The 12645-nt window shown below is 70.3% G+C and carries 10 protein-coding genes and 2 pseudogenes; 4 read left to right on the top strand and 8 right to left on the bottom strand.

Going from position 1 to position 12645, the window contains the following annotated elements; translation table 11 throughout:
* Positions 1-476, top strand: a 476-nt coding sequence (locus tag ACWD26_RS30145; RefSeq protein ID WP_451275114.1) for a succinylglutamate desuccinylase/aspartoacylase family protein, incomplete at its 5' end; no start/stop codon positions are given.
* Complete coding sequence (locus ACWD26_RS30150) at positions 380-1009, top strand: hydroxypyruvate isomerase family protein (protein WP_451275115.1); 630 nt, start codon at positions 380-382, stop codon at positions 1007-1009. The genes ACWD26_RS30145 and ACWD26_RS30150, both read left to right, overlap by 97 nt.
* A gap of 415 nt (positions 1010-1424) precedes the next feature.
* On the opposite strand, the pseudogene ACWD26_RS30155 reads toward ACWD26_RS30150, so the two are convergent.
* The 4 genes and pseudogenes from ACWD26_RS30155 to ACWD26_RS30170 form a co-directional block, all read right to left on the bottom strand.
* A pseudogene (locus ACWD26_RS30155) lies at positions 1425-1993 on the bottom strand (LysR family transcriptional regulator substrate-binding protein).
* A gap of 165 nt (positions 1994-2158) precedes the next feature.
* Positions 2159-2284 (bottom strand): annotated as a pseudogene (locus ACWD26_RS30160) (LysR family transcriptional regulator); the annotation flags it as partial.
* 251 nt (positions 2285-2535) lie between these two features.
* A complete protein-coding gene (locus ACWD26_RS30165; RefSeq protein WP_451275116.1) occupies positions 2536-3864 on the bottom strand; it encodes a class I SAM-dependent RNA methyltransferase in 1329 nt (442 codons plus the stop codon).
* 91 nt (positions 3865-3955) lie between these two features.
* The gene (locus tag ACWD26_RS30170) at positions 3956-6007 is read right to left on the bottom strand and encodes an APC family permease (protein ID WP_451275117.1); all 2052 of its coding nucleotides are present in this window, start codon (positions 6005-6007) and stop codon (positions 3956-3958) included.
* A 427-nt stretch (positions 6008-6434) separates the two neighbouring features.
* Between ACWD26_RS30170 and ACWD26_RS30175 the strand changes: the two genes are divergently transcribed.
* Positions 6435-7106 (top strand): NAD-binding protein, encoded by a 672-nt coding sequence (locus ACWD26_RS30175; protein ID WP_451275118.1) that lies wholly within the window; start codon positions 6435-6437, stop codon positions 7104-7106.
* Positions 7106-7783: a potassium channel family protein gene (locus tag ACWD26_RS30180; RefSeq protein ID WP_451275119.1), complete on the top strand. Its 678-nt coding sequence runs from the start codon at positions 7106-7108 to the stop codon at positions 7781-7783. The genes ACWD26_RS30175 and ACWD26_RS30180 overlap by 1 nt, the downstream gene beginning before the upstream one ends.
* A 186-nt stretch (positions 7784-7969) precedes the next feature.
* Here the strand turns inward: ACWD26_RS30180 and ACWD26_RS30185 are convergent, their stop codons facing one another.
* Genes ACWD26_RS30185 through ACWD26_RS30200 form a run of 4 tightly spaced genes read right to left on the bottom strand, consistent with a single transcriptional unit; the run spans position 7970 to position 12581 of the window.
* Positions 7970-8728: a DUF3159 domain-containing protein gene (locus ACWD26_RS30185; protein WP_451275120.1), complete on the bottom strand. Its 759-nt coding sequence runs from the start codon at positions 8726-8728 to the stop codon at positions 7970-7972.
* 3 nt (positions 8729-8731) lie between these two features.
* Complete coding sequence (locus ACWD26_RS30190; protein ID WP_451275121.1) at positions 8732-9130, bottom strand: OB-fold nucleic acid binding domain-containing protein; 399 nt, start codon at positions 9128-9130, stop codon at positions 8732-8734.
* Between the two features lie 44 nt (positions 9131-9174).
* Positions 9175-9858 carry a response regulator gene (locus ACWD26_RS30195; protein WP_451275122.1) on the bottom strand — a complete coding sequence of 228 codons (684 nt, stop codon included), beginning with the start codon at positions 9856-9858 and terminating at the stop codon, positions 9175-9177.
* Entirely contained in the window at positions 9855-12581 is a 2727-nt protein-coding gene (locus tag ACWD26_RS30200; RefSeq protein WP_451275123.1) for a DUF4118 domain-containing protein, read from the bottom strand. Before ACWD26_RS30200 ends, ACWD26_RS30195 begins: the two co-directional genes overlap by 4 nt.
* Positions 12582-12645: the final 64 nt, after the last annotated feature.

Genomic DNA, 12645 nt, shown 5'->3' on the forward strand with positions numbered 1-12645 from the left:
ACAGCCACGCGGCCGCCGCCCGCCGGGGCATCTCGGCGGTCCTCGTCGAGGTGGGCGAGCTCGGCCGACGGGACGAGGCCACCGCCCTCCGCCGCCTCGACGGCCTGCTGAAGGCACTGCGCCACCTGGGCGTCCTCGACCAGGACGGCTCCGCCCCGGCACCGGTCCGCGAGTGGGTCTGGTCCGCCGGCGTCACCGCCGAGGCCACCGGCCTGTGGTACCCGGAGTTCTCCTTCGACGCCGACATCATCGGCGAAGTCGCGGAAGGCGATGTCCTCGGCCGCATCGTCGACCCGGTCGACGGCCGCGAACACACGGTCCACGCCCCGGCGTGCTCTTCCACGCGCCTCCCGGAGCGTGGGAGTCCGGAGAGCGCGGAATGGCGGCACTGCTCGGACGCGAGGCGCAGGTGCGTTCCGGGGTCGACCGGGCGCTGGAGTACGCGGCGGCGCTGGGCTGCCCGCGGGTGCACCTGATGGCCGGGCTGGTCCCCCCGGACGCGACACCGGTCGAGCGGGTCCAGCACCGCGACACCTACCTGATCAACCTGGCCTGGACCGCGGAACGGGCCGCCGCCGCGGGCGTGGACATCCTGATCGACCCGATCAACGGCCGCGACATGCCCGGATACTTCCTGAGCACCCAGACCGAGGCCCACGCCGTGGTGCAGGAGGTGGGAGCCTCGAATCTCAAGGTGCAGCTCGACCTCTACCACTGCCAGATCGTCGAGGGCTATCTCACCGCGACCCTGCGCCGCGACGTGCCGGCCGGCCGGGTCGGTCATCTGCAGATCGCGGGCGTGCCCGACCGCAACGAGCCCGACCGGGGTGAGCTCAACGTCCGCCACCTGCTCGACGTGGTAGACGAGCTGGCGTTCGACGGGTGGATCGGCTCCGAGTCCATCCCCCGCGCCGGCACGAGCGAAGGTCTCCGCTGGCTGAACGACTACCGGAGCCACCGAGGGGAGTTGCGGAGGCCAGGCGGCCGCTGCGCCGAGAGGCCGGCGTGACGGCGTAGCCCAGCACGCGCATGACGTCGGCCGGGGTAACACGCCTCCTGCACGGCGATCTCGTCCGGCGAACCGGCTGTTGCGTCGGTCTCCGCACTCGCTGCACTCACCTTCCACGTTCTCGCACACGACGACGAACCCGACCTCGCCCGGCCGCGCGCCGCGCACTGGCCTGTCGACGCCTGTGAAGACGCGGATGGGCCGGAGAGTCGTCGTACGACGTGCGGGAGAGGCAGAAGCCGTCGCGGCGGCCCAGAACATCGAGGATCTGCTGTGCGGGGGGCAGTACCTCGGCGCAGATGCCGTCCCCGGTGGTCAGTGCAATGCCGTGGTGCGTCGTCATACCGTCGCTTGCAGCAAGGCGGTCCGTGAGGCGTCCAGGACGCGGTGGGATCTGCCTCATCAGCCATGCCTGTCAGCTGTCGGCGGCCGAGGTGGCGGCCGTGACGAACGCCGCTGCCGCAGGCGACAGGCTGCCGCGGCGGCTGACGAGGGCGACGTCCAAGGTGGCCCTCGGCTCGATGTCCAGCATGCGGGCGCCCAGCCGCCGGGCAACGTCCCGCCAGGAATCCGTGACCACCGCGAGTCCGACCCCGGCCAGTACCAGGGGCATGAGCGACACACGGTGCTCGGTCTCCGCGGCAACGGTGAACTCGATGCCCTGTTCCCGCAGCGCGTCGACGTAAGGACGATCAGCCGCTGTCCCGCGAGCTCCCGGCACTCCACCGCCGTCCGATCAGCGAACGGGCCGTCGGCCGGCACCATCAGCACAAAACGCTGCCGCCCCAGCGCGTGTGAGGCGACCTCCTTGTCGGAGATGGGACCGGCGGACGCCAAAAGCCCCAACTCCACGGCACCCGTGCGCACCATGTCGATCACGTCACGCGAGGTGAACGCCGCTTTGATGGCCACGGAGACGCCGGGATGCCGATGGCTGAAAGCACTCACCAGACTCGTCAGCGGCTCCACCGCCTGCGACGGCATGGACGCCACATCCAGGCGCCCCTCACGCAGCTCATGCACCGCCGCCACACTCGCCCGCGCCGTCTCCAGACTCCGCACGGCCTCCCTGGCAGGCTCGATCAGAGCCCTTCCGGCCTCCGTCAGCACTGCCCTACGCCCGATGCGATGGAACAGCTCGGAGCCGAGATCACGCTCCAGTGCCCGCACGGCCTGCGACAGCGACGGCTGCGACACGTACAGAGCCGAGGCAGCACGGTTGAACCCCCCACGATCAACAATCGCAAGGAAGTACTGCAGCTGCCGAACATCCATTTCGCGCCCCCTGCCCCTCAAGAAATCAGCCGACGACTCGATTGGTCCCGACCATGGTTGCGTGAAGGACAGCCTCGACGAAGTGCGGACCACCGACGCACTGACCGTGGTGGTCACCGAAGCGCGGCCACAGAGCGTGCCGTGCGCGCCATGCTGCAGGCGCTGCGCCCCTGCCCGCCCCGTAGACCCCCGGTTCCCGGGACCTCACGGCCAGCTGGCGAGGCAATCTGTGAAACCAGAAGAACAGCAGGTCAGACGCCCTTTGCTGCGGGCTCAAGAATCGCCACGCACTCCACATGCGAGGTCATCGGAAACAGATCGAACGCCCGCAGCATCCGCACCCGATACCCACCCTCCCGGAAGTACCCCAGATCCCGAGCCAGCGCCGCCGGGTCACAGGCGACGTAGGCGATCCGGCGGGCGCTCAGGGACGACAGGTGCTGGACGGTCTTGCGGCCCGCGCCCGCGCGGGGCGGGTCCAGGACGATGAGGTCGACCTCCGTGATCCCCGTGCGCGGGAGCACCGCCTCGACCTTGCCCTGCTCGATGCGGACCCGCTCGAAGTCGGCGAGGTTGTGACGCGCGTCCTCGACGGCCCGCTTGCCGGACTCGATGCCGAGGACCGCGCCCTTGTCGCCGACACGGTCGGCGAGGGCGCCCGCGAACAGTCCCACCCCGCAGTACAGGTCCAGCGCCATGTCGCCCTTGCGCGGCAGCAGCCCCTGCATGACCGCCTTGACGAGGGTGTCGGCGGCCTTCGGGTGGACCTGCCAGAAGCCGCCGCTGCCCACACGGTACGTACGGTCGTCGGCACGCTCACGGACGAAGGGGCGCCCGTGGACGCGGTGCACGCCCCCGTCCTTCTCCTCGACCCGCATCACCGACACCGGCTTGTCCAGCTCCACGATCGGCAGGCGCGCACCCGGCCGGGGCTCAAGGATCACCTGACGGTCCTGGGAGCCCGTCGCGGCGATCGCGTCGATGGACGCCATGCCCGTCCAGTCCCGCTTCTCGATGCCCAGTTCGGAGACGCCCGGCGCCGCGATCATGCAGTGGTCGATCGGCTCCACCTCGTGCGAGCGGTGCTTGCGCAGCCCGGCCCGACCCGAGTCGTCCACCGCGTACTGCACCCGCGTACGCCACGCCGGGACCTCGCCCGCCGGCACCTTGTCGCCCTCGGCCGGCATCACCGTGCCGTCCCAGCCCGCCTCCTCGGGCGTGAGGCCCGCGAGGCGCTGCAGCTGCTCGGCGATGACCTCGCCCTTGAACCGGCGCTGGGCCCCCGGCTTGGCGTGCTGCCAGTCGCAGCCGCCGCAGCGGCCGGGCCCGGCGTAGGGGCAGGGGGCCTCGACGCGGTCCTTGGAGGCCGACAGCACCGAGACCGCGTCCGCCCGCAGGAAACGCGCGCCTTCCTCGCCGTCCGTCACCCGCGCCACGACCCGCTCGCCGGGCAGCGCGTGCCGGACGAAGAGGACCTGGCCCTCGGCGGTACGGGCGATGCAGTGGCCGCCGTGGGCGACGGGGCCGACCTCGACCTCGTACTCCTCTCCCACCAGCGATTTCCTCGGTTCTGCCTGCATGGTGGGGTGACTCCAAAGAACGGAAAGCCGCAACGGCCGGACAACAGCCCACCAGTCTACGTGGGTGCCGTCCGGCCGTTGACCACGAACGTCAGCTCTTGTTGGCCGAGGACTCCTTGGAGCGCTCGTCCGCCGGGCCACGCCGTACCGAACCCGGCGCGTTCCACTCCTGCCGCTTGCGTTCCCGTCGCTTGGCGACCTCGGAGGACTCCAGCTGGTAGGGCACGGAGGTCACCATGACACCCGGTGTGAAGAGCAGTCGGCCCTTGAGCCGGAGCGCGCTCTGGTTGTGCAGCAGATGCTCGTACCAGTGGCCGACCACGTACTCGGGGATGATGACCGACACCGCGTCCCTCGGGGACTCCTTGCGCAGCCCCTTCACGTACTCGATCACCGGCCGGGTGACCTCGCGGTACGGCGAGTCGAGGACCTTCAGCGGTACGTCGATGCCGCGCCGCGTCCACTCCTCCTGGAGGGCCTTGGTCTCCGCCGGGTCGACGTTGACGCTGAGCGCCTCCAGCGTGTGGGAGCGCATCAGCTTGGCGTAGGCGAGGGCCCGCAGGGTGGGGCGGTGGATCTTGGAGATCAGCACCACGGAGTGGACCCTGGAGGGCCGTACGACGTCGTCGCTCGGGCCGTCCGGCGCGGCGATCTCCGCGGCGACCCGGTCGTAGTGCTTACGGATGGCCGTCATCGTCGCGTAGAAGATCACCATGCCGAGTAGGGCGACCCAGGCGCCGTGCGTGAACTTGGTGACGAGGACGACGATCAGCACCAGGCCCGTGAAGAAGGCGCCGAAGGTGTTGATCGCGCGGGAGCGGACCATGTGGCGCCGCTTGGCCGGGTCCTTCTCGGTGCGCAGATGGCGGTTCCAGTGCCGGACCATGCCCGTCTGGCTCAGCGTGAAGGAGACGAACACACCGACGATGTAGAGCTGGATGAGGCGCGTGGAGTCGGCGCCGTAGATCCACACCAGGAGCATGGCGGCGCCCGCGAGGAGCACGATGCCGTTGGAGAAGGCGAGGCGGTCGCCACGGGTGTGCAGCTGGCGCGGGAGGTAGCGGTCCTGGGCGAGGATCGAGCCGAGCAGCGGGAAGCCGTTGTAGGCGGTGTTCGCGGCCAGGAAGAGGACCAGCGCGGTGGCGGCGGCCAGGAGGACGAAGAAGAACGTGCCGTCACCGAAGACGGCGGCGGCTACCTGCGAGATCACCGGGTTCTGGACGTAGGAGTCACCGACCGGGGTGCCGTCGCGCAGCAGGTCGACCGCCGGGTTCTCGGCCATCCGCACCTTGGTGAGCATGGCGAGGACGATGATGCCGCAGAACATGGTGACGGCGAAGAAGCCCATCAGGGCCAGGGTGGTCGCCGCGTTCTTCGACTTGGGCTTGCGGAAGGCGGGGACGCCGTTGGAGATCGCCTCGACACCGGTGAGGGCGGCGCAGCCTGAGGAGAAGGCCCGCAGCAGCAGGAAGACCAGCGCGATACCGGCGAGCCCCTGGTGCTCCGGCTTGATCTCCAGGTCGGCGGTCGGCGCCCGCATGGTCTCGTCGAGGACCAGCCCGCGGAACGCACCCCACGCGATCATCAGGAACACGCCGACGACGAAGACGTACGTCGGGATCGCGAAGAGCTTCCCGGACTCCTTCACCCCGCGCAGGTTCATCAGCGTGAGCAGCACGATGATCCCGATCGCGCACAGCACCTTGTGCTCGACGAAGAAGGGGATGGCCGAGCCGAGGTTCTCCACGCCGGAGGAGATGGACACCGCGACGGTGAGGACGTAGTCGACGAGGAGCGCGCTGGCGACGGTGAGCCCGGCCTTGGGGCCGAGGTTGGTGTTCGCCACCTCGTAGTCGCCACCGCCGCTGGGGTAGGCGTGCACGTTCTGCCGGTACGACGCCACCACGGTGAACATCAGCACGACGACCGCGACCGCGATCCAGGGGCTGAAGTGGTAGGCCGACACGCCCGCGATGGAGAGGACCAGGAGCACCTCGCCGGGTGCGTACGCCACGGACGAGAGCGGGTCGGAGGCGAAGACGGGGAGTGCGATGCGCTTCGGCAGGAGCGTTTCGCCCAGCCGGTCGCTGCGCAGAGCGCGCCCGATCAGAATCCGTTTGGGCACGTCGGTCAGTTTGGACACGCAGAGGATCGTAAGCGCCCCGACTGGTTCTGGGCACATCCGGGTGAAATCCCGGCGGGCCCCGGAGTGAAATCGGTCCGCCCGGGGCCCGGAAGTGCGCCATGTCACGCATCCTCCGACCTAATGGACGGCGTCCTCATGTCTATATGACGAACCTCTGTATGACGAATCCCGTCCCCTCACCCTCTGGAGACTCCATGCAGGCCGCGACCGCGGAGCTGATCGGCGCCATCGCCTCCCTCGTCGGACTCGGCGTCCTGACGATGATCAGCGTCCGCCGGATCAGCCGACGACGTCCCACGATGTAACCCGAAACCGCACAGGGGTGCCCTTGGTTGACCGCGCGTGTGTAGCTTGGGCGACTGTCTGAGACCCTGATTTTTGACGTTTCGGCTGAGCAGTAGCTATTGACACCGGAAGGACGGTCGTGCACATCGTCATCATGGGCTGCGGGCGAGTGGGTTCCACCCTCGCCCAGACCCTGGAGCAACAGGGGCACACGGTCGCCGTGATCGACCAGGACCCCACGGCCTTCCGTCGTCTGGGCTCGGGATTCGGCGGCCGTCGCGTCACCGGCGTCGGCTTCGACCGCGACACGCTGCGCGAGGCGGGCATCGAGGAGGCGGGCGCGTTCGCCGCCGTCTCCAGCGGCGACAACTCCAACATCATCGCCGCCCGGGTCGCCCGCGAGATGTTCGGCATCGAGAACGTGGCGGCGCGGATCTACGACCCCCGCCGCGCCGAGGTCTACCAGCGTCTGGGCATCCCGACGGTCGCCACGGTCCGCTGGACGGCCGACCAGATGCTCCGCCGGCTGCTGCCCGCCGGGTCGGAGCCGCTGTGGCGCGACCCCACCGGCGGCGTCCAGCTCGCCGAGGTGCACGCCTCCTCGGCCTGGGTGGGCCACAAGATCAGCAAGATGCAGGAGGAGACCGGCGTCCGCGTCGCCTTCCTCACCCGCCTGGGCGAGGCGATGCTGCCCACCTCGCAGACGGTGCTGCAGGAGGGCGACCTCGTGCACGTGATGATGCGTACGGACGACGTGGAGAAGGTCGAGGCGTCCTTCGCCGAGGGCCCCGACGAGGAGGGCGGTCACTGATGAGGGTCGCCATTGCCGGAGCCGGTGCGGTCGGCCGCTCGATCGCGGGCGAACTGCTGGAGAACGGCCACGAGGTCCTTCTCGTGGACAAGGCGCCGACCGCCATCTCGGTCGAGCGCGTCCCCCAGGCGGAGTGGCTGCTGGCCGACGCCTGCGAGATCACGTCCCTGGACGAGGCGGCGCTCCAGCGCTGCAACGTCGTCATCGCCGCGACCGGCGACGACAAGGTCAACCTGGTCGTCTCCCTGCTGGCGAAGACGGAGTACGGCGTCCCCCGCGTCGTCGCCCGTGTCAATAACCCCAAGAACGAGTGGTTGTTCAACGAGTCCTGGGGCGTGGACGTGGCCGTGTCGACCCCCCGGCTGATGTCGGCCCTGGTCGAGGAGGCCGTGAGCGTCGGTGACCTGGTCCGCCTCCTCCGCTTCAGCCACGGGGACGCGAACCTGGTCGAGCTGACGCTGCCGCCCGAGTCGGCCCTGGCCGGTACGCGGGTGGGCGAGGTGGAGTGGCCGGAGGACACCTCCCTGGTCACGATCATCCGCGGCACCCGGGTCCTCACCCCCACCTCGGACGACTCCCTGGAGGCGGGCGACGAGCTCCTGTTCGTGGCCGCGCAGGCGCGTGAGGAGCAGCTGGAGGACCTGTTGTCGGTACGGCGCGAGGACGCCACGAGCTGACACCGGAGGCCGATGCATGGAAGGGGCGCCCGGAAGTTTCCGGGCGCCCCTTCGTTCTCGGTGCACACCCAGCCCGTCCGACGCTAGAGGACGAGGCCGTTCAGGCCGAAGCGGGGATCTGGGGGCGGCAGCCCCCGGCAGGCCCGGGGCAGCAGCCCCCGGCAGGCCCGCAACCACACCGGGTGCCTAGTCGGCTGACCGCGCCGCAGCCTTCCGCTCCTCCGCCGCGCGCTCCTCCGCCTCCATCTCCGCGAACACGTCGATCGGAGCCGGCGCCTTCGCCAGGAAGATCCAGGTCAGCCATACGGCGAGCAGGAACGGCGGGATCTTCAGGGCGATGAGCACCCAGCCCAGCTGCGTGGTGTCGGCCCACCAGTACAGCGGGAAGAGGATCGCGCACTTGCCGAGCAGGATCGCGCCCCAGGCGTAACTGGCCTTCGCGTACGCCTTCTTGCGGCCGGGGTTCCGGGTCCGCCAGGACAGGTTCTCCTTGAAGACCGGGCCGAGCATCAGGCCGATCAGCGGCACACCCGCCACCGTCGTGACGATGTAGGCGAGGCCGAGGCCCAGCGTGTAGAGCATGCCCGGCAGATAGAAGTCCTTGGCGTTGCCGGTCATCATCGCGAAGACCACACCGAAGGCGACCCCGAAGACACCGCTGAAAGCGTGCTTGACGGTGTCCTTCATGACGAGCCGCACGACGACCAGCAGGACGGACACACCGAGAGCCGCGAGGGCCGCGGAGTGCAGGTCCTTGTTGATCGTGAAGATGGAGACGAAGAGCAGTCCCGGGAGCACGGTCTCGACCATGCCGCGAACGCCGCCGAACGCCTCGAACAACGCGGCCTCGGTCACCGCCCTCGAGTCGTGCGAGCCGTCCGGTCCGCCCTGGGCGTCCTGGGCGCCCCGCTGGGCGTCTTCCGTCGGCTTGTCGAGCGACGTCACCGGCTACTCCCGTCCGAGGGGTCTGAGTTCGTACTTCGGATTGAACAGCACCCTACGGCCCCGGCTCATCGAGACCCGGCCGGATGCGATCAGCTTGCGCCCCGGCTCTATCCCGACGATGGAGCGCCTGCCGAGCCACACCACGTCCAGGGCGGCCGAACCGTCGAACAGCTCGGCCTCCAGGGCCGGGACACCGGCCCGGGGGCGCAGCGTGACCGTGCGCAAGGTACCAGTAACCGTCACTATCTGTCGGTCGTGGCAGTCACAGATGCGCGTACAGCCCGCGGTGTCCGTGTCCTCGCGCAGCTCTTCCGACTCCAGGTCCGTCTGGGACGAGGAGAGCCGGTCGAGCATGCGCCGGAACCGGCCCGCCGGCTTCTCGGAACGAGGAACAGCACTCATGGCAAAAAGCGTACCGGGGCCCGCCGACAGAGCCGTACCCCCGGCTACTTCTCGAATCGGTAACCCATCCCCGCCTCGGTGATGAAGTGCCTCGGCCGCGACGGATCGCCCTCCAGCTTGCGCCGCAGCTGTGCCATGTACACCCGGAGGTAGTTGGTCTCCGTCCCGTACGACGGCCCCCAGACCTCCTGCAGGAGCTGCTTCTGGCTGACCAGGCGTCCGGTGTTGCGGACCAGCACCTCCAGGAGGTGCCACTCGGTGGGGGTCAGCCGGACGTCCTTGCCGTCCCGGTTCACCTTCTTCGCGGCCAGGTCCACGGTGAAGTCGGCGGTCTCCACGAGCACGTCGCCCTCCTCCCCGCCGACGGGCTCGGCGCGGCGGACGGCGGCGCGCAGCCGGGCGAGCAGCTCGTCCATGCCGAAGGGCTTGGTGACGTAGTCGTCGGCGCCCGCGTCGAGGGCCTCGACCTTCTCGTCGGAGGAGTGCCGGGCCGACAGCACGAGGATCGGCACCCGGGTCCAGCCGCGCAGCCCCTTGATGACCTCGACGCCGTCCATGTCGGGCAGCCCGAGGTCGAGGACGACGACGTCGGGATGGCGGGCGGCGGCGAGTGCGAGGGCGGTCGCGCCGTCGTGGGCCGCGTCGACGTCGTACTTGCGCGCCTTCAGGTTGATCACGAGCGCGCGGACGATCTGCGGCTCGTCGTCGACCACGAGCACCCGGGTCATGTGGTTCGCCTTTCTGCCGATATGGCCGTTCCTGCGGGCCTGACCGGACGTGCCGACGCGGACGGAACCACCGACCCGGCCGGGTCCGCCGACGCGGACGGATCCACCGACCCGGACCGATCTGCCCAATTGGCCGGGCCCGCCGACGCGGACGGGCCAGCCGACCCGGACCGGTCCGCCGACATGGCCGCGTCCCGCGACACGGCCCCGTCCGGCTCCGAGCCGTTCGACGCGGCCCGCACCGTGAGCACCATGGTGAGGCCTCCGCCGGGTGTGTCCTCGGCGTCGAGGGTCCCGCCCATGGCCTCGGCGAAGCCGCGCGCCACCGCGAGTCCGAGTCCCACGCCGACCCCGCGCGGGGCGTCGCCGTAACGCTGGAACGGGGCGAAGATACGGTCCTTGGCCTCGTCGGGGACGCCGGGGCCACGGTCGGTGACGCGGACCTCCACGCGGCCGCCGAGGGCGCTGGCGGAGACCTGGACGGGCGTGCCGGGCGGGCTGTACTTGACGGCGTTCTCGACGATGTTGGCGACCGAGCGCTCCAGCAGCCCGGGGTCGACGGCCACCATGGGCAGGCTCTCGGGGATCTCCAGTGCGACGCTGCCCTCGGGTACGCCGCCGAGGGCCATCGGCACCACCTCGTCGAGGTCGATCTCGCGGATCAGCGTGGTGACCGTGCCGGTCTGCAGCCGGGACATGTCGAGGAGGTTGCCCACGAGGTGGTCGAGCCGGTCGGCACCCTCCTCGATGCCTTCGAGCAGTTCCGCCTGGTCCTCCTCGGACCACTCGACGTCGTCCGAGCGCAGGGAGGTGACCGCGGCCTTGATGCCGGCCAGCGGCGTACGCAGGTCGTGGCTGACGGCGGCGAGCAGCGCGGTGCGGATGCGGTTGCCCTCGGCGAGTTCCTTGGCCTGGTCGGCCTCCTGCTGGAGCCGTCGGCGGTCCAGTACGACGGCGGCCTGGGCGGCGAACGCGGCCAGCACCCGGCGGTCCTCGGCGGGCAGCACCCGCCCGGAGAGGGCGAGCGCCATGTGGTCACCGACCGGCATGTCCACGTCCGCGGCCTCCGGACGGTCCACCTGCCGTGGGCCCACGCTGCCGGCGCAGGTCCACGGGTCCACGTCGCTCTCCCGTTCCAGCAGGGCCACCGACTCCATGCCGAAGGTCTCGCGGACGCGTTCCAGCAGGGCTTCCAGGCTCGTCTCGCCGCGCAGCACACTGCCCGCGAGGAAGGACAGGATCTCCGACTCGGCGCGCAACCGGGCCGCCTGGTGGGTGCGCCGGGCCGCGAGGTCCACGACGGACGCCACCGCCACCGCGACCCCTATGAAGACGGCGATGGCCACGATGTTCTTGGGGTCGTCGACCGTCAGGCTGTGCACCGGCGGGGTGAAGAACCAGTTGAGCAGCACCGAACTCAGCACGGCGGCGGCCAGAGCGGGCAGCAGACCGCCCAGCAGGGCGGCGGCCACCGTCGCCGACAGGAACAGCAGCATGTCGTTGGCGAGGCCGAGGTCGGTCTCGAAGTTGGCCAGGAGCAGCGCCAGCAGTACGGGGCCCACCGTCCCGACCAGCCAGCCCCAGATCATCCGGGCCCGCCCGAGCCGCGCGCCCCGGGCGACGGGCAGCCCGCGCCCCTTTCCGGCCTCGTCGTGTGTGATCAGGTGGACGTCCAGGTCGGGCCCCGAGTCCCGGGCGACGGTGGCGCCGACGCCCGGCCCGAACACGTACTGCCAGCTCTTGCGGCGTGAGACGCCGAGCACGATCTGGGTGGCGTTGACGCCGCGCGCGAAGGCCAGCAGCGCGGCCGGGATGTCGTCGCCGACGACGTGGTGGAAGGTGCCGCCGAGGTCCTCGACGAGGGTGCGCTGGACGGCGAGTTCCTTGGGTGAGGCGGAGGTCAGCCCGTCGCTGCGCGCGATGTAGACGGCCATGACCTCGCCGCCCGCCCCCTTCTCCGCCAGCCGGGCGGCCCGGCGGATCAGGGTCCGGCCCTCGGGGCCGCCGGTCAGTCCGACCACGATGCGCTCGCGCGAGCCCCAGATCCTCGAGACCTCGTGCTCGCTGCGGTACGCGTTGAGGTACTCGTCGACCCGGTCCGCCACCCACAGCAGCGCCAGCTCCCGCAGCGCGGTCAGGTTCCCGGGCCGGAAGTAGTTCGACAGTGCCGCGTCGACCTTGTCCGGCTGGTAGATGTTGCCGTGCGCCATCCGCCGCCGCAGCGCCTGCGGTGACATGTCGACCAGCTCTATCTGGTCCGCCCTGCGCACCACCTCGTCAGGGACGGTCTCGCGCTGCCGTACACCGGTTATCGACTCGACGACATCGCCGAGCGACTCCAGGTGCTGGATGTTGACGGTCGATATCACGTCGATGCCGGCCGCGAGCAGCTCCTGCACGTCCTGCCAGCGCTTGTCGTTGCGGGAGCCGGGGACATTGGTGTGGGCCAGCTCGTCCACGAGGGCCACCTGGGGGCGCCGGTCGAGAACGGCGTCCACGTCCATCTCGGTGAAGACCGCGTCCCGGTACTCCAGCTCCCGGCGGGGGATCTGTTCGAGCCCGTGCAGCATCACCTCGGTGCGGGGCCGGCCGTGGTGCTCCACGAAGGCCACCACACAGTCGGTGCCCCGTTCGTGCCGACGGTGGGCTTCGGACAGCATCGCGTACGTCTTGCCGACGCCCGGTGCCGCACCGAGGTAGATCCGAAACTTCCCGCGTCCCATGGCCCCATTGTCTTCCCGTGACCGCCGCCTACGCAGCGTCGACCTTACGGCCGGCCATCACGGT

This window comes from Streptomyces sp. NPDC002787, assembly GCF_053592095.1.

Excerpts from the sequence above, each read along its gene's own strand:
- ACWD26_RS30150 (WP_451275115.1), top strand. The coding sequence starts at position 380 with ATGGCGGCACTGCTCGGACGCGAGGCGCAGGTGCGTTCCGGGGTCGAC.
- ACWD26_RS30165 (WP_451275116.1), bottom strand. The coding sequence starts at position 3,864 with ATGCAGGCAGAACCGAGGAAATCGCTGGTGGGAGAGGAGTACGAGGTC.
- ACWD26_RS30180 (WP_451275119.1), top strand. The coding sequence starts at position 7,106 with ATGAGGGTCGCCATTGCCGGAGCCGGTGCGGTCGGCCGCTCGATCGCG.
- ACWD26_RS30190 (WP_451275121.1), bottom strand. The coding sequence starts at position 9,130 with ATGAGTGCTGTTCCTCGTTCCGAGAAGCCGGCGGGCCGGTTCCGGCGC.
- ACWD26_RS30195 (WP_451275122.1), bottom strand. The coding sequence starts at position 9,858 with ATGACCCGGGTGCTCGTGGTCGACGACGAGCCGCAGATCGTCCGCGCG.
- ACWD26_RS30200 (WP_451275123.1), bottom strand. The coding sequence starts at position 12,581 with ATGGGACGCGGGAAGTTTCGGATCTACCTCGGTGCGGCACCGGGCGTC.